General features: G+C 66.0%; 30 protein-coding genes. 16 read left to right on the plus strand and 14 right to left on the minus strand.

The window, feature by feature from the left end; translation table 11 throughout:
* The first annotated feature begins 1 nt into the window (after nt 1).
* A complete protein-coding gene (locus ACI0FO_RS12785) occupies nt 2-1,303 on the plus strand; it encodes a 3-deoxy-D-manno-octulosonic acid transferase (RefSeq protein ID WP_416027131.1) in 1,302 nt (433 codons plus the stop codon).
* A gap of 40 nt (nt 1,304-1,343) precedes the next feature.
* On the opposite strand, the gene ACI0FO_RS12790 is transcribed toward ACI0FO_RS12785, so the two are convergent.
* From ACI0FO_RS12790 to ACI0FO_RS12800, 3 genes are read right to left on the minus strand one after another with little or no spacing between them, the layout of a single operon-like run.
* Complete coding sequence (locus ACI0FO_RS12790; RefSeq protein WP_175170362.1) at nt 1,344-1,508, minus strand: hypothetical protein; 165 nt, start codon at nt 1,506-1,508, stop codon at nt 1,344-1,346.
* Between the two features lie 12 nt (nt 1,509-1,520).
* Nucleotides 1,521-2,327 (minus strand): type III pantothenate kinase, encoded by an 807-nt coding sequence (locus ACI0FO_RS12795; protein ID WP_416027132.1) that lies wholly within the window; start codon nt 2,325-2,327, stop codon nt 1,521-1,523.
* The gene (locus tag ACI0FO_RS12800) at nt 2,324-3,175 is read right to left on the minus strand and encodes a biotin--[acetyl-CoA-carboxylase] ligase (protein ID WP_416027134.1); all 852 of its coding nucleotides are present in this window, start codon (nt 3,173-3,175) and stop codon (nt 2,324-2,326) included. The genes ACI0FO_RS12795 and ACI0FO_RS12800 overlap by 4 nt, the downstream gene beginning before the upstream one ends.
* Nucleotides 3,176-3,272: 97 nt before the next feature.
* On the opposite strand from ACI0FO_RS12800, the gene ACI0FO_RS12805 reads away from it, so the two are divergent.
* The 10 genes from ACI0FO_RS12805 (at nt 3,273) to ACI0FO_RS12850 (ending at nt 11,653) form a co-directional block, all read left to right on the plus strand.
* A complete protein-coding gene (locus ACI0FO_RS12805; RefSeq protein ID WP_416027410.1) occupies nt 3,273-4,403 on the plus strand; it encodes an MlaE family ABC transporter permease in 1,131 nt (376 codons plus the stop codon).
* Entirely contained in the window at nt 4,403-5,242 is an 840-nt protein-coding gene (locus ACI0FO_RS12810; RefSeq protein WP_416027136.1) for an ABC transporter ATP-binding protein, read from the plus strand. Before ACI0FO_RS12805 ends, ACI0FO_RS12810 begins: the two co-directional genes overlap by 1 nt.
* Nucleotides 5,229-6,176 carry an MlaD family protein gene (locus tag ACI0FO_RS12815; RefSeq protein WP_416027138.1) on the plus strand — a complete coding sequence of 316 codons (948 nt, stop codon included), beginning with the start codon at nt 5,229-5,231 and terminating at the stop codon, nt 6,174-6,176. Before ACI0FO_RS12810 ends, ACI0FO_RS12815 begins: the two co-directional genes overlap by 14 nt.
* Before the next feature lie 5 nt (nt 6,177-6,181).
* Nucleotides 6,182-6,802: an ABC-type transport auxiliary lipoprotein family protein gene (locus tag ACI0FO_RS12820; protein ID WP_416027140.1), complete on the plus strand. Its 621-nt coding sequence runs from the start codon at nt 6,182-6,184 to the stop codon at nt 6,800-6,802.
* Nucleotides 6,803-6,835: 33 nt separating this feature from the next.
* Nucleotides 6,836-7,489, plus strand: coding sequence for an alpha/beta hydrolase (locus ACI0FO_RS12825; RefSeq protein WP_416027142.1), 654 nt, complete (start codon nt 6,836-6,838; stop codon nt 7,487-7,489).
* 146 nt (nt 7,490-7,635) lie between these two features.
* Entirely contained in the window at nt 7,636-8,898 is a 1,263-nt protein-coding gene (locus ACI0FO_RS12830) for a D-alanyl-D-alanine carboxypeptidase family protein (protein WP_416027144.1), read from the plus strand.
* A gap of 137 nt (nt 8,899-9,035) precedes the next feature.
* Nucleotides 9,036-9,902, plus strand: coding sequence for a D-amino acid aminotransferase (locus ACI0FO_RS12835; protein WP_416027145.1), 867 nt, complete (start codon nt 9,036-9,038; stop codon nt 9,900-9,902).
* A 112-nt stretch (nt 9,903-10,014) separates the two neighbouring features.
* On the plus strand, nt 10,015-10,287 hold the full coding sequence (locus ACI0FO_RS12840) for a DUF493 family protein (RefSeq protein ID WP_416027147.1): 273 nt from the start codon (nt 10,015-10,017) through the stop codon (nt 10,285-10,287).
* Nucleotides 10,288-10,298: 11 nt separating this feature from the next.
* Nucleotides 10,299-10,937, plus strand: coding sequence for a lipoyl(octanoyl) transferase LipB (gene lipB / locus ACI0FO_RS12845; RefSeq protein WP_416027149.1), 639 nt, complete (start codon nt 10,299-10,301; stop codon nt 10,935-10,937).
* Nucleotides 10,934-11,653 carry a tetratricopeptide repeat protein gene (locus ACI0FO_RS12850; protein WP_416027151.1) on the plus strand — a complete coding sequence of 240 codons (720 nt, stop codon included), beginning with the start codon at nt 10,934-10,936 and terminating at the stop codon, nt 11,651-11,653. The genes lipB and ACI0FO_RS12850 overlap by 4 nt, the downstream gene beginning before the upstream one ends.
* 205 nt (nt 11,654-11,858) lie before the next feature.
* Here the strand turns inward: ACI0FO_RS12850 and ACI0FO_RS12855 are convergent, their stop codons facing one another.
* Nucleotides 11,859-12,671 carry a substrate-binding domain-containing protein gene (locus tag ACI0FO_RS12855; protein WP_416027153.1) on the minus strand — a complete coding sequence of 271 codons (813 nt, stop codon included), beginning with the start codon at nt 12,669-12,671 and terminating at the stop codon, nt 11,859-11,861.
* 159 nt (nt 12,672-12,830) lie between these two features.
* Between ACI0FO_RS12855 and lipA the strand changes: the two genes are divergently transcribed.
* Complete coding sequence (gene lipA / locus ACI0FO_RS12860; protein WP_313462663.1) at nt 12,831-13,835, plus strand: lipoyl synthase; 1,005 nt, start codon at nt 12,831-12,833, stop codon at nt 13,833-13,835.
* A gap of 1 nt (nt 13,836) precedes the next feature.
* On the opposite strand, the gene rfbC is transcribed toward lipA, so the two are convergent.
* Genes rfbC through ACI0FO_RS12885 form a run of 5 tightly spaced genes read right to left on the minus strand, consistent with a single transcriptional unit; the run spans nt 13,837 to nt 17,820 of the window.
* A complete protein-coding gene (gene rfbC / locus ACI0FO_RS12865) occupies nt 13,837-14,379 on the minus strand; it encodes a dTDP-4-dehydrorhamnose 3,5-epimerase (protein WP_416027156.1) in 543 nt (180 codons plus the stop codon).
* Complete coding sequence (rfbA, locus tag ACI0FO_RS12870; RefSeq protein ID WP_416027158.1) at nt 14,379-15,260, minus strand: glucose-1-phosphate thymidylyltransferase RfbA; 882 nt, start codon at nt 15,258-15,260, stop codon at nt 14,379-14,381. The genes rfbC and rfbA overlap by 1 nt, the downstream gene beginning before the upstream one ends.
* Complete coding sequence (gene rfbD / locus ACI0FO_RS12875) at nt 15,257-16,153, minus strand: dTDP-4-dehydrorhamnose reductase (protein WP_416027160.1); 897 nt, start codon at nt 16,151-16,153, stop codon at nt 15,257-15,259. Before rfbD ends, rfbA begins: the two co-directional genes overlap by 4 nt.
* A gap of 10 nt (nt 16,154-16,163) precedes the next feature.
* Complete coding sequence (gene rfbB / locus ACI0FO_RS12880) at nt 16,164-17,213, minus strand: dTDP-glucose 4,6-dehydratase (RefSeq protein ID WP_416027162.1); 1,050 nt, start codon at nt 17,211-17,213, stop codon at nt 16,164-16,166.
* 52 nt (nt 17,214-17,265) lie between these two features.
* Nucleotides 17,266-17,820 (minus strand): cob(I)yrinic acid a,c-diamide adenosyltransferase, encoded by a 555-nt coding sequence (locus ACI0FO_RS12885; protein WP_416027164.1) that lies wholly within the window; start codon nt 17,818-17,820, stop codon nt 17,266-17,268.
* A 201-nt stretch (nt 17,821-18,021) separates the two neighbouring features.
* Between ACI0FO_RS12885 and ACI0FO_RS12890 the strand changes: the two genes are divergently transcribed.
* Nucleotides 18,022-18,330: a copper-binding protein gene (locus tag ACI0FO_RS12890; protein WP_416027166.1), complete on the plus strand. Its 309-nt coding sequence runs from the start codon at nt 18,022-18,024 to the stop codon at nt 18,328-18,330.
* A gap of 79 nt (nt 18,331-18,409) precedes the next feature.
* Here ACI0FO_RS12890 and hslU read toward each other — a convergent pair whose 3' ends face one another.
* The 5 genes from hslU to ACI0FO_RS12915 all read right to left on the minus strand — a co-directional run bounded on the left by hslU (nt 18,410) and on the right by ACI0FO_RS12915 (nt 23,076).
* Nucleotides 18,410-19,744 carry an ATP-dependent protease ATPase subunit HslU gene (hslU, locus tag ACI0FO_RS12895; RefSeq protein ID WP_169273399.1) on the minus strand — a complete coding sequence of 445 codons (1,335 nt, stop codon included), beginning with the start codon at nt 19,742-19,744 and terminating at the stop codon, nt 18,410-18,412.
* A 79-nt stretch (nt 19,745-19,823) separates the two neighbouring features.
* Nucleotides 19,824-20,363, minus strand: coding sequence for an ATP-dependent protease subunit HslV (gene hslV / locus ACI0FO_RS12900; protein ID WP_006216412.1), 540 nt, complete (start codon nt 20,361-20,363; stop codon nt 19,824-19,826).
* Between the two features lie 132 nt (nt 20,364-20,495).
* Nucleotides 20,496-20,960, minus strand: a complete 465-nt coding sequence (gene dksA, locus ACI0FO_RS12905) for an RNA polymerase-binding protein DksA (RefSeq protein ID WP_006216410.1) — start codon at nt 20,958-20,960, stop codon at nt 20,496-20,498.
* Between the two features lie 126 nt (nt 20,961-21,086).
* The gene (locus ACI0FO_RS12910; RefSeq protein ID WP_416027169.1) at nt 21,087-22,205 is read right to left on the minus strand and encodes a CobW family GTP-binding protein; all 1,119 of its coding nucleotides are present in this window, start codon (nt 22,203-22,205) and stop codon (nt 21,087-21,089) included.
* Nucleotides 22,206-22,572: 367 nt separating this feature from the next.
* Nucleotides 22,573-23,076, minus strand: a complete 504-nt coding sequence (locus tag ACI0FO_RS12915; protein ID WP_006224833.1) for a Fur family transcriptional regulator — start codon at nt 23,074-23,076, stop codon at nt 22,573-22,575.
* Between the two features lie 174 nt (nt 23,077-23,250).
* On the opposite strand from ACI0FO_RS12915, the gene ACI0FO_RS12920 reads away from it, so the two are divergent.
* From ACI0FO_RS12920 to ACI0FO_RS12930, 3 genes are read left to right on the plus strand one after another with little or no spacing between them, the layout of a single operon-like run.
* Nucleotides 23,251-23,421: a hypothetical protein gene (locus tag ACI0FO_RS12920; protein ID WP_416027171.1), complete on the plus strand. Its 171-nt coding sequence runs from the start codon at nt 23,251-23,253 to the stop codon at nt 23,419-23,421.
* A complete protein-coding gene (locus ACI0FO_RS12925) occupies nt 23,418-24,140 on the plus strand; it encodes a metal ABC transporter ATP-binding protein (protein WP_416027173.1) in 723 nt (240 codons plus the stop codon). Before ACI0FO_RS12920 ends, ACI0FO_RS12925 begins: the two co-directional genes overlap by 4 nt.
* Complete coding sequence (locus tag ACI0FO_RS12930) at nt 24,137-25,003, plus strand: metal ABC transporter permease (RefSeq protein ID WP_416027175.1); 867 nt, start codon at nt 24,137-24,139, stop codon at nt 25,001-25,003. Before ACI0FO_RS12925 ends, ACI0FO_RS12930 begins: the two co-directional genes overlap by 4 nt.
* Nucleotides 25,004-25,016 lie beyond the last annotated feature (13 nt).

The following is a 25,016-nucleotide window of genomic DNA, read 5'->3' on the forward strand; positions in this document are numbered from 1 at the left end:
TATGAACCGCGGCGTCTATTCGCTGGCGCTCAGGGCATTGTCACCGCTGGTCTGGGTGTGGATGGCCCATCGCGCCAGGCGCGCGGGCGGCCACTGGGATATCTTTTCCCCAGAGCGGTTCGGCCATGCCGCAGCGCCGGTCCCCACCCCCTTGCCGGTTTCTCCGTCCTGGACGCAGCCCGTTTGGGTGCATGCGGTCAGTTTGGGTGAAACCCGTGCTGCGCAACCGCTGCTGCAGGCGTTGCTGGACCGCGGCCTGCCCGTGCTGCTGACCCATATGACGGCGACCGGTCGCGCCGAAGGCCAGCGACTGTTCTCAGAGGCCATCGGCCGCGGACAGTTGCGCCAGGCTTGGCTGCCTTACGACTTTCCAGGTGCGACGCGCCGTTTCATGGATAGCTACCAGCCGCGTTGCGGCCTGCTGATCGAACGCGAGATCTGGCCCAACCTGCTGGCTGCGGCCCGGCGCGCGCGGGTGCCGATGGCGCTGGTCAGCGCCCGGTATTCGGCGTCGTCGCTACGTCAGGCAGGGCGGATGGGCAGCGTGATGCGTGAAGCGTTGGCCGGTCTGGACCAGGTGCTGGCGCAGACATCCGAAGACGCAGCCAGGTTGGCGCAGGCGGGCGCGCCCCAGCCTATCGTGACCGGGAATCTGAAATTTGATCTGGTGCTGCCGGCGTCGCAGGTGCAGGCGGGCCGGGCGTGGCGGGCGCAGCGGGGGCGGCCGGTGTTGGCCGTGGCCAGCACCCGCGAAGGCGAAGACAGCGGTTTCATCGCCGCCATCAAACGGCATGCTGCCGCGCCTCGCGGGCCGGACGCGCCGCTGTTTCTGTTGATCCCCCGCCATCCTCAACGCTTTGACGAGGCGGCCCGCCAGTTGACGGAAGCGGGGCTGCCATTCGTGCGGCGCGCCGACGGTGTCGAGCCGGGCCCGGACACGGTGGTGATGCTGGGCGATACGTTGGGCGAGATGGCGTTCTATTACGCCGCGTCGGACGTGGCCGTCGTGGCGGGCAGTTTCGCGCCGTTGGGCGGCCAGAATCTGATCGAGGCGTGCGCGGCCGGCGTGCCCGTGATCGTTGGGCCGCATACGTTCAACTTCAAGCAGGCGGCGGAAGACGCAATTGCCGAGGGAGCGGCCTGGCGCGCGGCGGATGCGGGGCAGGCGGTGGACCGTGCGATGGCGTTGTTGGCCGATGCGCCGCGCCGGGAAGCGGCCAGCCAGGCGGCGCGGGCCTGGTTCGACACGCATGCGGGGGCGACGCGGCGGACGCTGGACGCATTGGCGCCCTGGCTGGACTGAGCGGACGGCGCGTTCAACGCGCGGGCCGTGGACTAAGCCGCTATGGCGTCTTCCGGGGCACCAGCGTCACCGCTCCCGGGTTCAGCTCCTGGCTGAAACGACGGGTGTCGCGGCCTTCGTCTTCGGGCCGCACGCCGATCCAGCCCTGGCCCAGCGCCAGTACCCACAGATTGGCCAGCAAGATCAGGATGAAGAGCACTCGCATGGCGGGCCTCGTTCAGGCGTTGGCGTCCAAGGTGGCGCGCGCGACCGCGGCCAAGCCGTCCAGGACGGGGTGATCCAGGTAGACCGGCACCGGCGCGACGCCGAACGCGCCACCGGCGTCCGCCAGCAACCGCTCGATCTCCTGGTGGACTTCGGGCCAGCCGCCGCCTGCCGCGTAGATCTGCGGGGTCTGCCCATAACGCTGGCGGCCAGCCAGCCATTGGCGCACGACGGCGCCGGCCTGGGCGGCTGCGATGCCCGAGGCGATGGCTTCGTGCGTATCGACGGGGTAGGGCACGACCTGGCCATTGGCGATCGGCAAGTTGGCGGTGCCGTGCGCCAGCGACGTGCGCATCATGGCCGGACCGGGCAGGATCAGCCCGCCGGCGAAAACGTTGTCAGGGCCGACGGTATCGATCGTCGTGGCGGTGCCGAAGCTGGCCAGCACGAAAGGCGGGTGCGCCCCGGGCAGGCGCGACAGCACGCCCAGCAGTGAAGCCCAGCGGTCCGCGCCCAGTTGGGTCGGCACGCGATAGCTGTTGGTGAGGCCCAACGTGCTGGCTTGCGAGGGCGACCAAGCGACCGCGCAGCCGTGTTTTTGCAGGATGGCGGCAATGGCCGTGCCACGGGCATCGCCCGCCACGTTTACGCCCAAGGCGCGCAGCGGCCGGCGCGGCAGGGCGGCCAGCCAGTGGTCCAGCGCATCCAGGTCCAGGCCGTCGAACGCGACCGCCGCCGGTTCGCGCGGCATGTCCGGGTTGCTGGCGTCCAGCCAACCCACTTTGAGACGGCTGTTGCCGGAGTCGATAAGAATGATCATGCTTGGCGCCGAATCGAAATTTCGCCGACCGAAATGGGTGTGGCGCCGTCGGGCGTGCGCACCAGCAGGCGGCCTTGCTCGTCCACGCCGCTGGCGGCGCCACAAAGCAGGATATCGCCTTTCTCAAGCACGTTGACCACGCGGCCCGCCAGCGCGTCCACCTGGTCGAAACGTTGTTGGAACGCCGCGAAGCCCTCGCGTTCCAGCGTCTGCACGGCTTCGTGCCAAGCGGTGGCGCTGGCGCAGACCAGGTCGGCGGCGGTGGCCAGACGGTGCGCCCGGGCCTGCACCTGCGTCCAGTCGGCGACTTCGCGGCCCAGCGCCTGGGACAGTTCCGCTGCGTCGATCAGGTTCACGCCCATGCCGATGACGACGGTGTAGCCCGCCTCTCGGCCACCGGGGTTGCGAGTGGTCTCCACCAGCACGCCCGCCAGCTTGGCCTCTTGCCATTGGACGTCGTTGGGCCATTTCATGCACAGGCCCTGGGCCTCGGGGCCAGCGACGGCGCGCAAGGCCTCGCAGGCGGCCACGCCCGCTAATGGGGACAGTGCGGGCAATTGCGCGGCCGGCAGATGAACGTCGAATGCGCAAGAGAACATCAGGGTGGAACCCGAACGGTTCTGCCAGGGTCGGCCCGCGCGGCCGCGGCCGGTTTCTTGCAAATGGGTGCCCAGCAACCAGGGTTTGCCGGCGCCGGCGCCCGAGCGGGCACGGGCCAGCAGGTCGGCGTTGGTCGAGCCGGTGCTGCCTGTCCAGGCAATGTCTTGGAATACGGGCAGGCGCGAGCCTAGCTCTCGGGCCAGGGCTTCTGGCGCGGGCAGGTCGATAGGGCGGACGTGATCGGACATGGCGGCGATTGTAGGGCACGCGGCCGGCCGTCGCGGCCTTTCGGCCTTCAAGCGTTTATGATTGGCGATACATTTTTTGCATCTGTCCCCCGCCTACATGCCGCAAACCGCTTCGTCCGCGTCTACCGCCGCGCCGTTCCGCCAGGACGGGAACGCCTGCCATATGGCGGGCGACTGGAGCGTCCTGGCGCTGGCAGAGGCGGGCGAAGTCGATCGGCGGCGGTCGGCCTTGGCCCGCGCGGTCCGGGACGGGGTGCGCTGGGACTTGCACGGCATCAGCCGGCTGGACACTATCGGCGCGTTGCTCATCTGGCAGGCCTGGGGCGAAAAGCTGCCCGAACGGGTGCGCTGGTCGGCCGGCCAGCAAGACGTCTTCAATGCGCTGGCCATGAACAAGGGCGGCACCAGGGCGCCCGAGCCCAAGGCGGAATCGTGGGGCTGGGTGCGTGCCCTGGGCGGCGCAATATTCCATGGCGCCGAAAACGGCAGGGCGCTACTGATCATGTTGGGCCAATTGGTGCTGGACCTGGGCGGCATGCTGCGCCGCCCGTGGCTGGGCCCCTGGCGCGAGATTTCCGCGCAGGTGTATCGCACCGGCGCGCAGGCGCTGGGCATCACGGCGTTGGTCGGCTTCCTGATCGGGGTGGTCTTGTCGTACCTGTCGGCGCAGCAGCTACAGATGATCGGCGCCGACCGTTTCATCGTTCGGCTGCTGGGCGTGTCCATCGTGCGCGAACTTGGCCCCGTCCTGGCGGCCATCCTGGTGGCGGGCCGGTCGGGGTCGGCCATTACGGCGCAGATCGGCGTCATGCGCGTGACGCAGGAGCTGGACGCGATGCTGGTCATGGGCATCTCGCACGGGCAGCGGCTGATCCTGCCGCGCGTGATCGCGCTGGCCGTGACGATGCCGCTATTGGTGCTGTGGACGGATGCCATGGCGATCCTGGGCGGCATGCTGGCCGCGCAGATGCAGTTGGGCGTCTCGGCGCAGTGGTTCCTGACATCGCTGCCAGACGCCATCTCGCTGACCAATTACTGGATCGGCATCCTGAAGGGCGTGACCTTCGGCATCCTGATCGCGTTGATCGCATGCCATTTCGGCCTGCGCATCCAGCCGAACACGGAAAGCCTGGGCCGCGGCACGACCACATCGGTCGTAACGTCGATCACGGGCGTGATTCTGCTGGACGCGCTGTACGCCATTATCTTCAGTTCGGTGGGCATCTGATGAGCGGCGCCGCCCAACACCGTTTGTTCACCGATGACAGCGTCACGGTCGAGCCCGTCATCTCGGTGCGCGGGCTGCGCACCGCTTTCGGCGACCACGTGGTCCATGACAACCTTGACCTGACCGTCTTCCCGGGCGAAATCCTGGTGCTGGTGGGCGGCTCCGGCACGGGCAAGACAGTGCTGTTGCGCCAGATCATCGGCTTGGACCAGCCCGCCGCCGGCATCGTGAAAGTGCTGGGGCATGCGCTGTTCGACCTGTCGCCCGGCGAGCGCAGGCGCCTGTCTTACCGCTGGGGCATGCTGTTCCAGGCGGGCGCGCTGTTCTCGGCGCTGTCGGTGTTCGACAATGTGGCCTTGCCGCTGCGCGAGCTGCGCACGGTGCCGGAAGACCTGGTGCGCGACGTCGTCATGTGCCGGCTGGCGATGGTGGGCCTGTCGGCGCAGGACGCCGGCAAGCGGCCTTCGGACCTGTCCGGCGGCATGGTCAAGCGCGTGGCGCTGGCGCGCGCGCTGTCGCTCGACCCCGAACTGGTGTTCCTGGACGAGCCCACGGCCGGACTGGATCCGTTGCGGTCGGACGAATTCGTAGATCTGGTGCGCAGTTTGCACCGGCAGTTGGGATTTACCGTCGTCATGGTGACGCACGATCTGGACACGCTGCTTGCGCTGGCCACGCGTGTCGCCGTGCTGGCGGACAAGCGGGTGATCGTGTGCGACACGGTGCCGGAAGTCCTGAAGGTTGATCACCCGTTCATTCACACATTCTTCCTGGGCGAACGCGGTCTGCGCGCGCTTGGGGATTTGGCGCCGAAGGGATTGCATCATGGAAAACCGTAGTCATGCGCTCATGGCCGGTATCTTTACGCTGGTCTTGCTGGCCGCCGCCGCGTTGGTGGCCGTTTGGATTGGCCGGGACCGGACCAAGCTGCAAACGTACGAAATCGTGTCGGCCACGGCGGTCAGCGGGCTGAATCCGCAGTCGGCCGTCCGCTACCAGGGCGTGCCGGTCGGCAAAGTGCAGTCGCTGGCGCTGAATCCGAACAAGCCGGGCCAGGTGCGCATTCGCATCGGCGTGGCGCCGAACACGCCGATCACCGAGTCGACGTGGGCCGAACTGGGCGTGCAAGGCGTGACCGGCATGGCCAATGTGGAACTGCGCGACGACGGCACGTCGCTCAAGCGCCTGGCGTCGTCGGCCGAGCATCCCGCCGCTATCCCGCTGCGTCCGGGCTTCCTCGACCGCATCGAGCAGCGCGGCGGCAAGCTGATTTCGAACGTTGAAGAGGCCACCGAGCAGTTGCGCCGCGTGCTGAGCGAACAGAATGTGCAAGCACTCACCGCCAGCCTCCAGAACGCCACCGACATCACGCATTCGTTGAAGGAAGCCAGCCGAGAGCTGGCGCCCACGATGGCCAAGCTGGGCCCCCTGATTGAATCGCTGGGCAACACGTCGCGCCAGGCGGACCGCGCGGCGCGCGAAGTGGGCGACCTGGCGCAGCAGGCGCGGCAGTCGCTGGCGCGTCTGAACGCGCCCGACGGCCCGTTGACGGTGGCCACGCGCAGCTTGAACGACATCGCGCTGGCCGCCGCGCGGCTGGATGGCGAAACCCTGCCCGCCGTCACCAACATGGCCGCCAACGTCAGCGCCGCCGCGCGCGGCGCGGCCACCACCCTGCGCCGTGTGGACAGCACGCCGCAATCGTTCTTGTTCGGCCCGGCGCCCGTCGCGCCGGGACCCGGCGAAGCCGGATTCGCAGGCTTCGGGAGATAGCCAAAATGAACATGCGTCGCACCGTTTTGATCCTGACATTGTCCATGGCCACGACCCTGGCGGGTTGCAGCATTGGCCGCGTGGGGGCGCCGCCATCGGTGTTCGACCTGGGCCTGGACGCCAAGCCCGTGCCGGCGTTGCCCGCGCGCGCCCCGATCGCGCTGAGCTTGCAGGCCGTGCCGGCGCTGTCGGACACCAGCGTGATCTGGCGGGTGGGCGACAGCGCCGCGCCGAAGGCCTACGCGACCTACCGCTGGGCCTCGTCGCCGTCGGAACTGGTGCGCCAGCGCATCACGGACCGCTTGTCCCGCCAGGGGGCGGTGCTGGCCGATCGCGTCAACCTGCAGATGCCGCAGTTGCAGCTGTCGCTGATGCAGTTCGAGCAGGTGTACGCCGAAGACGGCCAGTCCAGCGAGGGCCGCATTCTGCTGCAGGCGGTGTTGGTCAATGGCCGCGCCGTGGTGGGCCAGAAGCGCATCCAGGTGCAGATGCCTGCAGCCACGCAGGATGCCGCGGGCGGTGTCGCGGCATTGCGTCAAGCCACCGACGAAGCCGCCGACCAGTTGGCGCAATGGCTGGCCACCGCCGCATCCCCTCCTGCCTCCACGCCCCGGCCGGGCGGTTAACATCAATCTCTTTTTCGCACGCTGAGTTCCGCCATGTCCGCACGTACTGATACCCACGCCTTTGCCGGGGCCGCCGGCCGCATCGATTGCGCCGTCGACTGGCCTGCCGGCACGCCGCGAGGCTGGGCCCTTGTCTTGCACCCGCACCCGCTGCAAGGCGGCGCGCGCGAGAACAAGGTCGTCACGACCCTGTCGCGCGCTTGCGTGCAGCATGGGCTGGTGGCGGTGCGCCCAAACTTCCGGGGCGTGGGCCTGTCGGAAGGCGCCTTCGATAAATCGGTCGGCGAAACGCAGGACATGCTGGCCGTGGTGGCGCAGATGCGCGAGCTGCACCCGGAGCTGGCCGAAGCCCCCTGGGTGTTGGCCGGATTCTCCTTTGGCACCGCGGTGGCCGCGCAGACCTATTCGGCGCTGGCCGAGGCGGGCGATACCGTGTTGCCGTCAGCGCTGATGCTGATGGGGCCGGCCGTGAACCGCTTCCAGTCACATGAAGTTCAGGTTCCTGACGATACGTTGATGGTGCACGGCGAAGAAGACGAAGTCGTGCCGCTGTCCGAAGCCATGGACTGGGCGCGGCCGCGCTCGATTCCCGTGGTGGTGGTGCCGGGCGCGTCGCACTTCTTCCACGGCAAGCTGCTGGTGCTGCGCCAATTGGTGCAGGCGCGCCTGAAAGTCGCGCTGGATTGACCGATCATTGCGGCGGGGTTGCATCAGGTTGCATGATTTAAATGCGTGCGGAACCCTGCGCGGGGCGGACCGGTCCAACGGGCTGCCTATAATTGTCAGCCATTAGCCCCGCGCCGGCGGGCGTCTCTCCTGGACCCACGTTGCCGATGAAGAATTTGCCTTACTCCGCTCAATCCCCCGTTGTCTTGACCCGCCGCCTGCTGTCCGGCGCGGTGCTGTCGGCGATGCTCGCGGCCTCGATGCCGGTCTGGGCGCAACAGGCGCCTGCCGCCACGCCAGCCGCCGCAGGCGCGACGGCACCGGCCCCGACGGCGTCTGGCGCGGTGCCGGTGGGTGACGTGTCTTCCGTGCCGGCGCCCACCATCGCGGCCAAAGCGTGGATCGTTATCGACGTGAACAGCGGCCAGACGCTGGCTGCCTCCAACCCCGACATGAAAGTCGAACCGGCGTCGCTGACCAAGATCATGACGGCCTACGTCGTGTTCAACGCGCTGGACGAAAAGCGCCTGACGCTGGAGCAGACCGTTCCCGTGTCCGAGCACGCCTGGCGTACCGGCGGCTCGCGCATGTTCATCGAACCGCGCAAGCCCGTCACGGTCGACGAGCTGAACCAGGGCATGATCGTGCAGTCCGGCAATGACGCTTCCGTGGCATTGGCTGAAGCCGTGGGCGGCAGCGAAGCCGCCTTCGCGTCGCTGATGAACCAGGAAGCGGAACGCCTGGGCATGAAAAGCACGCACTTCATGAATGCCACCGGCTTGCCCGACCCGCAACACATGACGTCCACGCGCGACCTGGCCACCCTGTCGTCGCACCTGATCACCGATCACCCGGACTTCTTCCACTACTACAAGCAAAAGAGCTACACCTACAACAAGATCACCCAGCCCAACCGCAACCGCCTGCTGTGGGCCGATCCGTCGGTGGACGGCATGAAGACCGGCCACACCGATTCGGCCGGCTATTGCCTGGTCTCGACCGCGGTGCGCGGTGATCGCCGCATCCTGGTGGTCGTGGTGGGCACCGACAGCGAAGCCACGCGCGCCGAAGAAAGCCTGAAACTGCTGAACTGGAGCTTCCAGAACTTCGACACCGTGAAGCTGTTCGACAAGAGCCAGCCGGGCATCGATGCGCGCGTCTGGGAAGGCACGGCCGAAAACGTCAAGCTGGGCCCGCCCAAGCCGGTGGCGATTGCGGTGCCTCGCGGCAAGGCCGGCGATTTGAAGCCGGTGGCGCAACGCACGGATCCGCTGATCGCGCCGTTGGCCAAGGGCCAGCAGGTTGGCACGCTGCAATTCACGCTGGACGGCAAGGTGCTGCGCACGGAACCGCTGGTGGTGCAGGACGCCGTCGAACGCGCCGGCTTCTTCGGCCGCATGGTCGACACCGTCAAGCGCTGGTTCCAGTAAACGGACAAGCGGGCGCGCCATGGGCGCGGCCACGGGTGTAAGCTAGCAATGGGCGTTTCGTGCGCGAAACGCCCATTTTCCATATTGGGACGGACCGGGCGGTTCGTCCCTTACTTTTGAAAATTCAGGAGTGCCTCATGATTCCGGGCGTGCCGGGCGAAAGCCAGGTGTATCTCAATGGTGAGTTCCTGCGTGTGGACGAGGCCAAGGTCTCCGTCCTCGATCGCGGCTTTATTTTTGGCGACGGCATCTATGAAGTCGTCCCCGTGTATCAAGGCAAAGCGTTCCGCATGACGGAGCATTTGGACCGCCTGGATCGTAGCCTGGCCGCCTTGCGGATCGCGCAGCCGTTCGACCGCGAAGGCTGGACCACTCTGATCGAGCAGTTGCTGGCGCGCACGAACCTGGACACCTGCATCGTGTACTTGCAGGTGACGCGCGGCGTCGCCCGTCGCGACCACCAGTTTCCCGCCACGCCGGTTGCGCCCACCGTGTTCGGCATGATTTCGGCGTGGACCCCGCCGCCTGCCACGCAGCGCGCCCAGGGCTTGACGGCCATCAGCATCCCCGACGAACGCTGGCTGCACTGCGAGATCAAGTCCGTGTCCCTGCTGGGTAACGTGCTGGCCAAGCAGCAGGCCGTGGACGCCAACGCCGACGAGGTCGTGCAGTTCCGCGATGGCTATCTGACCGAGGGCTCCTCCACCAACATCTGGGTGGTCGCGGGCGGCAAGTTGCTGGCGCCGCCAAAGAACAACCTGATCCTGGAAGGCATCCGCTATGGCTTGATGGGTGAACTGGCGGCCCAGGCGGGCATTCCCTTCGAGGCACGCCGCATCACGCAGGAAGAAGTGCAATCCGCTGAGGAATTGATGCTGTCGTCGGCCACGAAGGAAGTGCTGGCGATTGTTTCGCTGGACGGGAAACCGGTCGGCTCCGGCAAGCCCGGCCCTGTTTTCCAGCAATTACGCGCGGGTTATGATGCCCGCATCGCCGCGCTGTAAACCGTTGTTCGGGGCGGCCCTTGGGGCCGTCCGGCAGCCGGCGGACACTTGCCAACGCCCCGCTTGCCCCCATATAAGAACATTCAGGGGCAACCACTACACTAGGCAAATCATGCATATTCCGCCCGAAGACTCGCTTATCGAATACCCCAGTGACTTCCCCATCAAGGTCATGGGCAAGCACCACCCCGAATTCGCGCAGACGCTGACTGAAGTCGTATTGAAGTTCGACCCCGGCTTTGACGCCGCGACGGTCGAGATGCGTCCCAGCAAGGGCGGCAATTACATGGGCCTGACCTTCATCGTGCGCGCAACCTCGCGCGAACAGCTGGACAGCCTCTACCAGGCGCTGCACGGCCACCCGATGGTGTCCATCGTTTTGTAAGCAGGAATGCCGTGATCAAGTGGCTCGCGGGGCCGGCGGACTATCTGCCGGTCTGGCAGGAAATGCAGGCGTACACCAACCAGCGCAGCGCCGATACGCCTGACGAGATCTGGTTGTGCGAGCACGCGCCGGTTTATACGTTGGGGCAGGCTGGCCTGCCCCAACACGTGCTGAATCCCGGCAATATCCCCATTGTCCATTGCGACCGCGGCGGCCAGGTGACCTATCACGGGCCGGGCCAGGTGATGGCGTATGCGTTGTTCGACCTGCGCCGCGTGGACATGTACGTGAAGGAATACGTCAACTTGCTGGAAGGCGCCGTCATCGACACGCTGACCCAGCACGGCGTTGTCGGCGCTTGCCGCAAGCCCGGCGCGCCGGGCGTGTATGTGCCGGCCCCCGACGGTGGCGAACTGGCCAAGATCGCCGCGTTGGGCATCAAGATCCGCAACGGGCGGGCTTATCACGGGGTTTCGCTGAACGTGGCGATGGACCTGTCGCCGTTCCTGGGCATCAACCCTTGTGGCTACGAAGGCCTGCGCACGGTCGATATGGCGGCCTGTGGCGTGCGGCGCGCGCCCGCTGGCGTGGGCGACGCGCTGGCGCAAAACCTGGCGGCTGCCTGGCGCCGCGCAAGGAACCCCGCATGAAGACCTACAGTGCCGCCGACGTTGCCGCGACGTCCCCCGAACAACTGGCGCGCCTGCGCGAAGGGCCGGCCGAAGACTATGCCGCCTGGATCCGAGCGGCCGCTGAACTTGGGCTGGTCGAGGCACAGACCATCTACGGGCAGATGCTGCTGGACGGCGTGGGTGTCGACAGCCAGCCTGAACAGGGATTGGCCTGGTTCAAGCGGGCCGCCAACGCCGACCACCCGATGGCCATCAATATGGTGGGCCGCTGCTATGAGAACGGCTGGGGTGTGCCGCAAGACGATACGGTGGCGGCCTACTGGTTCCGGCTGGCAGCCGACCGCGGCCTGGACTGGGGCATGTACAACTACGCCCACATGCTGCGCAGCGGCCGCGGCGGCGTCACGCAGAACAAGGCCGCGGCGTTGGCGCTGTATCAGCAGGCGGCGCAGACCGGCCACGTGAAATCGATCGGCGTGGTCGGCCGTTTCTACGAAGCGGGCGACGTGGTGGCGCAAGACATGGAACGCGCGTTCGACTGCTACCAACGCTGCGCCGAAGGCGGCGATTTCCGGGGCATGTTCCATCTGGGCCGCCTGCTACTGTTGCGTGGCCAGAAACAGGAAGCGGTGCAGTGGCTGGTCCGCGTGCCGGAAACGTCCCCCCCGGCGTTCCTGAAGGAAGCCAACGCCATGCTGCAGGACTGCGGATTCCCGGCGCTGTACGAGGTTTGACCTGACGCGCCACTGCGGCAGCAGGGATCGTAGGATGGGTGTAGCGCGAGAGTCCATAGACAAGAACACCGGCGCCTTAAGCGCGCGCAACCCATCAAGCGGCCTCCGCGTTGTGGCTGAGACTGTAAGAACCTACCGCTGCATGATGGGTTTCGCGCGCTGGGCACCCGCCTTCTTGCGCAAGCACTCTCGCGCTGCACCCATCCTACGTGCTTAACCGGGTCTCGAAGACCGCTTCCAGCGTGTCGCCCTGACCGGCGCCGCGAACGCCCTCCAGGCGGTCCAGCAGCAATTGAGCGGCCCGCCTGCCCAGATCGGCGGCGTCCACGCCTAGCGTCGTCAGCCCTTGCGCCCATTGGGCCGCGCTGCCGTCGTCCGTGAAGCCCAGCACCGCCAGGTCTTGCGGCACGTGCAGGTCTCGGTTGTGCGCTTCGGACACTGCCGCGGCGGCCAGCAGGTCAGACGTGCAGAACACCGCGTCGAAGATCGTATTGGTGGCCAACAGCCGCAGGAAGGCCATGCGGCCATCATTCATCTGCTGCACCTCGGGCTGCACGATATCGGCGACCCGGTCCAAGCCCAGCGCGGCCGCCGCGCTGAGGAAGCCGTCGCGCCGCGCGCGTTCCCAGGGGTTGTCCGCACTGATGCAGGCGACCAGCGCATGGCGCTTTTCGGCCAGATGGCGGGCTGCCGCCCGGCCTGCTTCTTCGTTGTCGATCACGACTGCGCTATCCAGCGGCCGTGTCGAGGCGCTCCAGGTTTCCACTACCGGTATTTCCAGCGCAGTCAGACCGGCCCGCAGTGCGGGTTCGTCCAAGGGGCCGATGACCAGCGCCGCCGCCGGGCGTAGCACGGCCAGTTGGGGCAGCATGGCGGCATCGTGCCAGAGGCCGGCGGCCAGGTAGTAGCCGGCAGGCGCCAGGCGTTCGGCACAGGCCTGGATGGCGCGGCCGGCCGCCGCGGCATCCAGGCGGGGCGCGATGAGCGCGACGGGGCGCAGCATAGGCAGGGAAGACATGGGGAGTTTCAGGGGATTCGTCAGGCGTGACGATAACCCAGTCGGACGGGCGCCGCCCCGGGGCAGGCGTCCGTCCGGGGCGGATCCTGGCGCGGAGGGGTAAAATGCCTCTTTTGTCCCAGACCGGGCCGTCTTGCGCACCGGTTTCGAAGGTGTCCAATGTCTACGCTTGCCGAGTCTCCTGTTCCCTCGAACGAATCCGCCGCCGCGCCCGCGGACTCGGCCTACGATCCGACGCAAAAGCAGAAATCGCAGGCTAAGACGGCACGCATTCCGATCAAGATCGTCCCGGCAGAACGCCTGAAGAAGCCCGAGTGGATCCGCGTGAAGGCCGCCGCGCCCGGCTCGCGCTTCTACGACATCAAGCGCATCCTGCGGGAACACAATCTGCACACCGTGTGCGAAGAAGCCTCGTGCCCGAACATCGGCGAGTGCTTCGGCAAGGGCACGGCCACGTTCATGATCATGGGCGACAAGTGCACGCGCCGCTGCCCGTTCTGTGACGTGGGCCACGGGCGCCCCGACCCGCTGGACACCAAAGAGCCCGAGAATCTGGCGCGCACCATCGCCGCGTTGAAGCTGTCTTACGTCGTGATCACGTCCGTTGACCGCGACGACTTGCGCGATGGTGGCGCCGCTCATTTCGTGGATTGCATCACGCACATCCGCGAACTGTCGCCCACCACCCGCATCGAAGTGCTGGTGCCCGACTTCCGCGGACGCCTGGACCGTGCGCTGGCCATCCTGAACGCCGGCCCTCCGGATGTCATGAACCACAACCTGGAAACCGTGCCGCGTCTGTACAAGCAGGCTCGTCCGGGTTCGGATTACATGCACTCGCTTAAGCTGCTGGCCGAGTTCAAGAAGCTGCACCCGGAAGTACCCACCAAGTCGGGTCTGATGCTGGGCCTGGGCGAGACGGACGAAGAAATCCTGCAAGTGATGCGCGACATGCGCGAACACAATGTAGACATGTTGACGATCGGCCAGTATCTGCAGCCGTCGGAACATCACTTGCCCGTGCTGCGCTATGTGCACCCGGACACGTTCGCCATGTTCGAACGCGAAGCTTATGCCATGGGCTTTTCGCATGCGGCGGTGGGCGCGATGGTGCGCTCGTCTTATCATGCGGACGAACAGGCGCACGCGGCTGGCGTGAACTGAATCAGCCGGTTTCGGCGTCCCTGAAGTACGCGCCGTTGCGGTCCTTCGCGGACAGCAACGGCGACATGCCGCCCGGCCACGCAATGGCCAGGGCGGGATCGTCCCAGCGGATGCAGCGCTCGTGCTGCGGCGCGTAATAGTCTGTGGTCTTGTACAGTACGTCGGCCGAGTCCGACAGCGTCAGAAAGCCGTGGGCGAAGCCTTCGGGAATCCACATCTGGCGCTTGTTTTCCGCCGAAAGCACGACACCGACCCACTGCCCGAACGTGGGCGATGCGCGCCGCATGTCGACCGCCACGTCGTAGATCTCTCCCGCGCAGACGCGCACTAGCTTGCCCTGGGGCTGCACCACTTGGTAGTGGAGACCGCGCAGAACGCCTTTGGCGGAGCGGGAATGGTTGTCCTGCACGAAGCGGCGGGCCACGCCGGTCGCGGTTTCAAAAGCCGACTGGTTAAAGCTCTCGAAGAAGAAGCCGCGCGGGTCGTCGAAGACGCGTGGCTCCAGGATCAGCACGTCGGGAATCGCCTGAGCAAACGCTTTCATCAGAACACCCTATCGACCAAGACGCGCATCAGGTACTGGCCGTAACCGCTCTTGGACAGGGGGGCGGCCAGTTTTTCCAGAGCCTCGGCGGTGATCCACCGGTGGCGGAAGGCGATTTCTTCGGGGCAAGCCACCTTCAAGCCCTGGCGGTGCTCCAGCGTGGCGATGAACTGGCTGGCTTCGAGCAGCGATTCGTGGGTGCCGGTGTCCAGCCAGGCGAAGCCGCGGCCCATGATCTCCATGGCCAGCTTGCCTGCTTGCAGGTAGTGGCGGTTGACGTCGGTGATCTCAAGTTCGCCGCGCGCCGACGGCCGGATGCCGCGGGCGATGTCGATCACGTCGTTGTCGTAGAAGTACAGGCCCGTGACCGCATAGCTGGATCGGGGGCAAGCGGGCTTTTCCTCGATGGACAGTACCTTGCCGTCGCGGTCGAATTCGGCCACGCCATAGCGTTCCGGGTCCTGCACGTGGTAAGTGAACACCGTGGCGCCGTCCGCTCGTCCGTTGGCACTTTGCAGCAGTCGGGGCAGTTCGTGGCCGTAGAAAATGTTGTCGCCCAGCACCAGCGCGCAGGGGGCTTGTCCGATGAATGGCGCACCGATCAGGAACGCCTGCGCCAGCCCGTCAGGTGAAGGCTGGACTGCGTAGCTGAGGTTCAGGCCCCACTGCGAGCCATCGCCCAGCAGCTGCTGGAACCGTGGCGTGTCTTGCGGCGTTGAAATGACGAGGATGTCGCGGATGCCCGCCAGCATCAAGGTCGTGAGCGGGTAGTAGACCATCGGCTTGTCGAAGACTGGCAGCAGCTGCTTGCTGACGGCAAGCGTTGCCGGGTGCAGTCGTTCGCCGGCGCCGCCGGCCAGCACTATGCCTTTGCGCATCATGTGAATTCCCCGCGCGCGGAAAGTTGATCCAGGAAGTGGTCCGCGCCTTCTGTCCAGGAGGGCAGGCGCAGCCCCAGCGCATCAGATAGCCGCGTCGTGTCCAGTCTGGAATTGTGCGGGCGTTTGGCTGCGGCCGGGTAGTCTTTCGATGGGATGGGGTGGACCTGGTCTGGCGTAAGCGCCAGGGCGGCCCCTCTGGCCACCGCGCCGGCAACGACGTATTGCGCGAAGGCATGCCAACTGGTGGCGCCGCTGGCGGCCAGATGATAGATGCCGCCTGGCAGAGGCTGTTGGCCGTGTCGGGCAATGGCCAGCGCGGTAACGCCCGCGATCAGCGCGGCCGAAGTCGGCGCGCCGACCTGGTCCGCCACGACATCCAGCCTGTTCCGGGTTCGCGCCAGGCGCAGGATGGTTGCAGGGAAGTTCCGCCCGTGGGGCGCATAGGCCCAGCTGCAACGGAACACCAGCGCATCGCAGCCGCTGGCCAGGATCGCGGATTCCCCTGCGAGCTTGGTCAGGCCGTAGACATTCAGCGGATGGGGCGCGTCGGTTTCCGTGTAGGGCTGGTCGCTGTCGCCGTCGAAAACATAGTCGGTGGAATAGTGCACCAGCAGCGCGCCCGTGTCCTTCGCATAAGCCGCCAACGTGGCGACCGCTTGCGTATTGACCCGAGCGGCCGTGTCTTGGTCGGTTTCGGCCTGGTCGACGGCGGTATAGGCTGCCGCATTGACGATGACTTCGGGACGGTGCGCGGCCAAAGTGCGCAGCAAGGCGTCCTGATCACCCAGGTTGATATCATCGCGGCCGAGCGCGACGACTTGCCCCAAGGCGGGTAACGCGTGCCGTAATTCCTGGCCAACCAGCCCCGCTTTGCCCAGCAATAGGATCTTCACGCGATCTCCGCTATGCCGGGCGCTGGGAGCGATAGGCCCCGCTGGCCACGTTCGCCACCCACCGCGCCTCGTCCAGGTACCACAGCACGGTCTTGCGGATGCCGGATTCGAAGGTTTCGGCGGGCATCCATCCCAAGTCGCGCTGCAACCGCGTCGCGTCCACGGCATAGCGGCGGTCATGGCCGGCCCGGTCCGGCACATGGACGATCTGCGTCGCGTAAGACTGGCCATCGGCCCGTGGCCGGTACTCGTCCAGCAGCGCGCACAGGCCGCGCACCAGCTCCAGGTTGGTCTTTTCGTTCCAGCCGCCCACGTTGTAGGTGGCGCCCGGCGCGCCAGCTTCCAGCATCCTGCGGATGGCATCGCAATGGTCGGCCACATACAGCCAATCCCGCCGTTGCAGGCCGTCGCCGTAGATTGGCAGCGGCTTGCCGGCAAACGCGTTGTGGATAACCAGCGGGATCAGTTTTTCCGGGAATTGCCGCGGCCCATAGTTGTTGGAGCAATTCGATGTCAGCACCGGCAGGCCGTAGGTCTGATGGTAGGCGCGCACCAGATGGTCACTGGCCGCCTTGCTGGCGGAATAGGGGCTGTTTGGCGCGTAGCACGTCAGTTCGGTGAACGGCGGGCCGTCGTCGTCCAGCGAGCCATAGACTTCATCGGTCGAGACATGCAGGAAGCGGAAGTCGGACTTGCCGCCGGCGTCTAGCGCCGTCCAGTAGGCACGCACCGCCTCCAGCAAGTGGAAGGTGCCCATCACATTGGCCTGCAGGAATGCGCCCGGATCGGCGATGGAGCGGTCGACGTGGGTTTCCGCCGCAAAATTGAGCACGGCGCGCGGGCGGTGCGATTGCAGCAGGGCCAGTACCGCCGCCTGGTCAGCGATGTCGCCGTGGACGAACGTGTGCCGGGGGTCTTGCGCCAGCGGCGCAAGATTGTCCAGGTTGCCTGCGTAGGTAAGTTTGTCCAGCGTGACGACGGGCTCGTCGCTGTGGGCAAGCCAGTCCAGCACGAAGTTGGATCCGATGAAGCCGGCGCCGCCGGTGACGATAATGCTCATGTGCTTGGAAACCTCAGGACCCGAGGGCGTCCGGGCGTAATCCGGCCGCGCCTTATCGGCGCGCCTGGGCGCCTGCCCAGAACGTGTCTTTCTGCCCCGCATCCTGATTTATACAACGCGCCAACACAAACATCAGATCCGACAACCGGTTCAAATACTGCCGGACCGGCGGGTTCACCGTGTCGGACTTGGCCAGCGCTACCACCGCGCGCTCCGCCCGCCGGCATACGGTGCGCGCCATGTGCGCCTGTGCCGCTGCCCGCGTACCGCCGGGCAAGATGAATTCGCGCAAGGGGGCCAGCATCGCGTTGTAGTGCGCCAGCCGTGCGTCCAGGCGGGCGATCTGCGCGTCCGTCACGGCTGCGTGGCCGGGGATGCAGAGTTCCGCGCCCATGTCGAACAGATCGTGCTGGATCGCCATCAGATCCAGCGACACCTCGGGCGGCAGGGGTTCGGTCAGCAGCAGGCCGATGGCGCTGTTCAATTCGTCGACATCCCCCAGCGCCGCGATGCGGGGGGCGTCCTTGGGGCTGCGTGATCCGTCCCCAAGTCCGGTGGTGCCGTCGTCTCCCGTGCGGGTGGCAATGACGGATAAGCGGTTAGCCATGGGAAAGACGTCCTGGATCGGGAAATGGGAGAGGGTTTGCGTCCGGCGGTAAGCGGCCGCGCGGGCGGGCGGCCCGTTCGCAATCAACTGTCAGGATTGTTGCGTCATGCCGCCGGAACTGTTTCATAACGGCGGTATCCTAGCATTGTGGAAAGCAGCAAGGGCTTGGCCCTGGCTTTCGCTGTCAATGGAGGACGCCGTATGGCTTTTGACCGCAAATATGCAATGCCCATGGCCATCGCCACCGCGATGGCCGTCGTTACCCTGGCTACGCCGTTGGCGTTCGCCCAAACGGCGGACGCCAGCGGGGAAGTGCGCCGGGTGGACCCGGCCGCGGGCAAGGTCACGATCAAGCACGACGAAATCAAAGCCCTGGACCTGCCGGCCATGACGCTGGTCTACGAGGCGGATCCGCCGGCCCTGCTGGCCAAGATCAAGGCGGGCGACAAAGTCCGCTTCACCGCTACCCGCAAGGATGGCAAGTATGTCGTGACCGCCATCACGAACTGACGCCCCAATGGAAAACGCCGTTTACCCCAAACCAGGGGTAAACGGCGTCAGGCAGGGCGCGCCATGCGCGCCGCCCGCTTTACAGTACGTAGCGCGCCAGATCCTGGCTGCTGGCGGCTTCCGCCAACTGCGAGTTGACGTAGGCGGCGTCGATCTTCACGTGCTTGTCCTGGCTGGACGTGGCGTCGAACGACAGTTCGTCCAACAGCTTTTCCATCACCGTGTACAGGCGGCGAGCCCCGATGTTCTCGGTGGTTTCGTTCACATCGTAGGCCAGTTCGGCCAGACGGCGCACGCCCTCGTCCGTGAATTCCAACTGCACGTCTTCGGTGGCCATCAGCGCGGTGTACTGCTTGGTCAGCGAGGCGTCCGTGTCGGACAGGATGCGCACAAAGTCCTCGGCGGTCAGCGATTCCAGTTCCACGCGGATCGGGAATCGGCCTTGCAGCTCGGGGATCAAGTCCGACGGGCGAGCCAGGTGGAACGCGCCCGACGCGATGAACAGGATGTGATCGGTGCGGACCATGCCGTAGCGCGTGTTGACGGTGGTGCCTTCAACCAGCGGCAGCAGGTCGCGTTGCACGCCCTGGCGTGACACGTCGGCGCCGCCGGATTCCTGGCGGGCGGCGATCTTGTCGATTTCATCCAGGAAGACAATGCCGTTCTGCTCGACATTGTTGATGGCTACCGTGCGCAGGTCTTCTTCGTTGACGCGCTTGGCGGCTTCCTCGTCGACAATCAGCTTGAAGGCTTCACGCACCTTCATCTTCTTGGCCTTTTTCTTGTCGCGGGCCATGCCGGCGAACATGCCGCGCAGCTGCTCGGCCATTTCTTCCATGCCAGGGGGCGTCATGACGTCCATCTGCGGCGCGGCCTGGGCGACTTCGATCTCGATTTCAAGATCGTCGATCTTGCCTTCGCGCAGGCGCTTCCTGAAGGTCTGGCGGGCGCTGTTGTCTTCGCCGCGTTCCGGTTCGCCGGATGCGCCGCGGGCCGGCGGCACCAGGGCGTCCAGGATGCGGTCTTCGGCGGCGTCTTCGGCCTGGGTGCGCACGCGGCGCATTTCCAGTTCACGCGTTTGTTTGATCGAGTATTCGGTCAGGTCGCGGATGATGGTGTCGACGTCGCGGCCCACATAGCCCACTTCCGTGAACTTGGTGGCTTCGATCTTGATGAAGGGCGCGTTGGCCAGCTTGGCCAGGCGGCGCGCGATTTCGGTCTTGCCCACGCCGGTGGGGCCGATCATCAGGATGTTTTTCGGGTGGATCTCGTGGCGCAGGGGCTCGGCGACCTGCTGGCGGCGCCAGCGGTTGCGCAGGGCGACGGCGACGGCGCGCTTGGCGCGGTTCTGGCCGACGATGTATTTGTCGAGTTCGGAGACGATTTCTCCGGGCGTCATGTTGGATGCGGACATGAGGGCGAATCCTTGGGCTAGGGCGGGCTGGGGAGGCGGCCGCGGCGCGGGGACACACCCGTGCGCCGCGTGGCGGGCGTCAGTCGCCCAGCGTTTCGATGACGTGGTTCTGGTTGGTGTAGATGCAGAGGTCGCCGGCGATTTCCAGCGATTGCTTGACGACGGCCTCGGGCGACAATTCGGTGTTGCGCAGCAACGCCAGCGCGGCCGATTGCGCATAGGCGCCGCCGGAACCGATGGCGGCCAGGCCGTGTTCGGGTTCAAGCACGTCGCCGTTGCCGGTCAGCACCAGCGTATGCTCGGTGTCGGCCACGATCAGCATGGCTTCCAGCCGACGCAGGACGCGGTCGGTGCGCCAGTCGCGCGTCAGTTCGACCGCGGCGCGCATCAGGTTGCCCTGGTGTTTTTCCAGCTTGGCTTCGAAGCGTTCCTGCAACGTGAATGCGTCGGCGGTGGCGCCGGCGAAACCGGCCAGGATCTTGTCGTGGTACAGGCGGCGGATCTTGCGGGCCGTGCCCTTGACGACGATGTTGCCCAGGGTGACCTGGCCATCGCCGCCGAGCGCGACGCGGTTGCCGCGGCGCACACACACGATGGTGGTGGCGTGAAATTGTTCCATGCGTTCCTTCCTTTGAAAGGACTAGCTGGGGGCGGTTCCAGGGAAATCAAGCGCGGTGTGCAACGGCCAATAAAAAAGGCCATGCTGGTAACCAGCATAGCCTTTCAGGGCATGGCATGAAAACGTGACGGATCAGTCGCCGTACAGCTTTTGGCGCATTTCACGGCGCTCTTGGGCTTCCAGCGACAGGGTGGCCGTGGGGCGGGCCAACAAGCGAGGTACGCCGATCGGTTCGCCGGTTTCTTCACACCAGCCGTATTCGCCGCTGTCGATGCGCGCGATGGACTGTTGCACCTTCTTCAGCAGCTTGCGCTCGCGATCGCGGGTGCGCAGCTCCAGGGCGTGTTCTTCCTCGATGGTGGCGCGGTCGGCGGGATCGGGCACGAACTGCGTTTCGCGCAGGTGCTCGGTGGTCTCGCCGGCGTTGGCCAGGATGTCCTGTTCGAGTTGTTTAAGCCGTTCCTTGAAGAAAGCCAGCTGGCGTTCGTTCATATAGTCGGACTCGGGCATGGCCAGCAATTCCTTCTCGCTGGGCAGATCAATCGCCGTATCGCTCGTCGACTTACTTGATTTTTTGGTTGCTGCCTTGGTAGCCATGAAAACACTCCACTATGAATCGATCCTGGCGCGGGCGTCCTTTCCCGGTCCGTGTTGCTTGTTGCTTACGCTATTCGTACCTCACAGTACTGCCTTCGTCGCATTGCGTCACGTCAGGAAGGGGGATTACCCCGCCAGGCACTGCTCCAAGCCCCGGGTGAAAATCTCCTGGGGCAGCTTACGTCCAATGAACACCATCTTGGTGGACGGTTTTTCGGCCGCGGTCCACGGCTTGCCGGGTTCGGCGCCCATCATCATGTGCACACCCTGGAACAACATGCGGCGGTTGATGCCCTTCATGTACAGGATGCCCTTGTAACGCATCAGGTCGGGACCATAGACCTGCACCACGCCGCCCAGGAATTCCTCAAGGCGCGCGGGATCGAACGGCTTGTTGGAACGGAACACGAACGCGCCGATTTCGTCGTCGTGCTGGTGGTGGTGATGATGGTGGGCATGATCGCAGTGCGCCCCGCAATCGCCTTCGTGGTCATGATCGTGGCCATGGCCGTGATCGTGCCCGTGGCCATGATCGTGATCGTGGCTGTGAGCGGCGTCGGGGTGTTCATCGGCCAGGAATTCCGGGTCGATGTCCAGAATGGAATTCAGGTTGAAGCCGCTGATGTCGATGATGGACTTCAGGTCGACTTCGCCGAAGTTGACCGGCGTGATCGGCGCGCGCGGGTTCATGTGAACCAGGCGGTGGCGCAGCGCTTCGTAGTCGACTTCGTTGACCAGGTCCCGCTTCGAAATCAGGATGCGGTCGGCGAAACCGACCTGCTTCTGGGCTTCGGGTTGCGCGTCCAGCGTGGCCATGCCGTGCTTGGCGTCGACCACGGTCACCACCGCGTCCAGGCGGTAGTATTCGGCGATGTCGTCATCCATGAAGAACGTCTGGCAGACGGGGCCGGGGTTGGCCATGCCGGTGGTTTCAAGGATGACGCGTTCGAACGTCAGTTCGCCGGCTTCGCGCTTGACGCGCAGCTCGGACAGCGTGCGCATCAGGTCGCCACGGACCGTGCAGCAGACGCAGCCGTTGGACAGTTCGATGATCTCTTCATCGCTGTCTTGCACGAGCAGGTCGTTGTCGATGCTTTCCGGTCCAAATTCGTTTTCGATGACCGCAACGCGGCGGCCGTGGAATTCGGTCAGGATGCGTTTGAGCAGGGTGGTCTTGCCCGCACCGAGAAAGCCGGTGAGGATGGTGACGGGAACCATTTTGTCCAAACTGCGCGGGGTGTTCATGGCGAAGCTGCTAGCGTGAGGTCAAGGCTGAAGTCTAGGCATTCAACACACGGCCTGGCAGGGAGTTTTCCCGTGCAGGATGAGGTTTGCCACAGGCTGCGAAGGCCGCCAATAGCGGCCGGACGCAGGATTACAGCACAGTCGGGGGCAGGGGGCAAACCCCGGGTCAACCCAGGGGCTGAAGCCGTCCGGATCGCGGCTGTACGCCGTCAAGTATTCGGCGATATCACTATTTTGGGGCGATTTTCGGAATTTCAAGGGCGGGGGGCGCCCCGGCGCGGGAGACCCGCGGCGCCTATCCGGTCGGGCCTGGCAGGAAGGCGGACCGGCAGCGCCGGCCCGCTTCGCAGCCACTTGGCGCTGCTGCCTAGTGGTGATGGTGGTGGTGGCCGGCGTCGGCGGGCTGCTTCTGCTGGCATTGGGGACACAACGCGCGGATCTCGGTCTCGTGAGTGGCCAGCGCATAGCCCGTTTGGGCGACGCGTTCGGCCAACTGGCGGCTCATTGCCGGATCGGACACTTCGGCCACCGCACCGCAACCCGTGCAGACCACCAGCAGATCGTGGGGTGCGCCGCCGGCGTCATGACAGGCGCTCCAGGCGTTGACGGCGTCAAGCCGGTGGATCAGGCCTTCGTCCATCAGGAAGTCCAGCGCGCGGTACACGGTGGGAGGGGCGGCGCCGGGATGCACTTCGCGCATGGCGTCCAGCAATTCGTAGGCTTTCAAGCTGCGGCCGTGACGCAGCAGCAGTTCCAGCACCTTGCGACGGATGGGCGTGAGGCGGCGTCCGCGTTGCTCACACAGCGTTTCGGCGACGCTGAGCTGGGCGCCGACGGTGTCGCTGCGGGGGGATCGGGGCGGAGCGGGCATGGCGGGCTTTACCTGAATGGGGAACGCGCGCGACGCGCGCGAGATGCCTGGAAGGTAGCAGAAAACATCGATATGCGGGCGGCCAAGGCAGATTCAAGCCGTATTAGTTATGATATAACATAATGAAATCGTGTTGCACCGCAATTCCGCCGTCTTTTGACCGTCTGTTTTCCCATGTCCCATTTCTCGCTTCTGCCTCCGCGGCCCGGCGCCGCTTCCCGGCAAAGCGCCATCCGCCGTTCCGCTTTCCTGGTATCTGCCTGGCGCCGCATGGCGGTGGCGCTGGCCGCCGCCGCGGCGCTGTGGGCGCTGACCGGCTGGGCGTTGGGCTGGTGGCCGCAATGAACGCCGCAGCGGTGACGATTGACCTGGAAGATGCCTCGTTCGGCTGGCACGGCCATCCCGCGCTGAAATCGGTGTCGGGCCGGTTCGCCGCAGGCGGCATGACGGCCGTGGTGGGACCCAACGGGGCGGGGAAGTCAACGCTGATCAAGGGGATCATGGGCGTGCTGCGCCCGATGACCGGCAAGGTGCGCATCGGCGGCGCGGGACGGTCCGAGCTGGCCTGGCTGCCGCAGGCAGCCGAATTGGACCGGTCGTTTCCCGTGACGGTGCTGGACCTGGTGGCGATGGGGGCGTGGCGTCGCGTGGGCGGCTGGCGCCGGTATGGTGGCGAAGAGCTCGACCGCTGCATGGACGCGCTCGAGATGGTGGGCCTGGCCGATGCCGCCGGACGCGGAATGGACACGCTCTCGGGCGGCCAGATGCAGCGCACGCTGTTTGCCCGGATGTTGGTTCAGGACACATCCGTGTTGTTGCTGGACGAGCCGTTCGCGGCGGTGGACAGCCACACGACCGATGATCTGATGGCCTTGCTGTGCGGACTGCACGGGCAGGGCCGGACCGTGATTGCCGTGCTGCACGATCTGGACCTGGTGCGCGACCACTTCCCCGATTGCCTGCTGCTGTGCGGGTCGGTCGTGGCGTGGGGGGCCACCGAAGACGCCTTGAATGACGCGCATCTGAAGATGGCGCGGCAATGGCATGCGGAGGCCTGCCTGTGAGCTTGGCGCAATGGGTGGTGTCGCCCTTTCTGGATTACGGATTCATGCGGCGCGCGCTGGCGGGCGCCAGCGCGCTGTCGCTGGGCGCCGCGCCGTTGGGGGTGTTCCTGGTGCTGCGGCGCATGAGCCTGATGGGCGACGCCATGTCGCACGCCATCCTGCCCGGGGTAGCGGCCGGCTTCCTGCTGTCGGGCCTGTCGCTGGGCGCGATGATGCTGGGCGGCATCGTTACCGGTCTGGCCGTGGCCTTGCTGGCGGGGCTGGTCGCGCGGCTGACGCCGCTGCGAGAGGACGCCAGTTTCGCGGCCTTCTATTTGATATCGCTGGGGTTGGGCGTGCTGCTGGTGTCGTTGCGCGGCTCCAATATGGATCTGCTGCATGTGCTGTTCGGCACGGTGCTGGGGCTGGACGATGCGGCGCTGCTGCTGGTGACCATCACGGCCAGCGTGACCCTGTTGGCGCTGGCCGCCATCTACCGGCTGCTGGTGGCCGAATGCCTGGACCCGGGCTTTCTGCGCGCCAGCGGTGGCGGAGGCGGCTGGGTCCACATGGGTTTTCTGGTGCTGGTCGTCGTCAATCTGGTGGCGGGCTTCCAGGTGCTGGGCACGCTGATGGTGGTCGGGATCATGATGCTGCCCGCCGCCGCCGCCCGCTTTTGGGCGCGTTCCGCAGCGCGGCAGATCCCGCTTGCCGCGGCGTTCGGCGTGCTGGCCTCCGTTAGCGGCCTGCTCGTGTCCTACCACTACGACGTGCCCGCGTCACCGTCCATCATCCTGGCGGCGGGCGCCCTTTACCTGTTTTCCATCGTCGGCGGCCCGCATGGCGGGCTGCTGCGGGCGCCGCGCCGCATGCGCCGGGCCTGACTTCACTAGGAGA

This window comes from Achromobacter marplatensis (genome assembly GCF_049060505.1).
Lineage (GTDB): Bacteria > Pseudomonadota > Gammaproteobacteria > Burkholderiales > Burkholderiaceae_B > Achromobacter > Achromobacter marplatensis_A.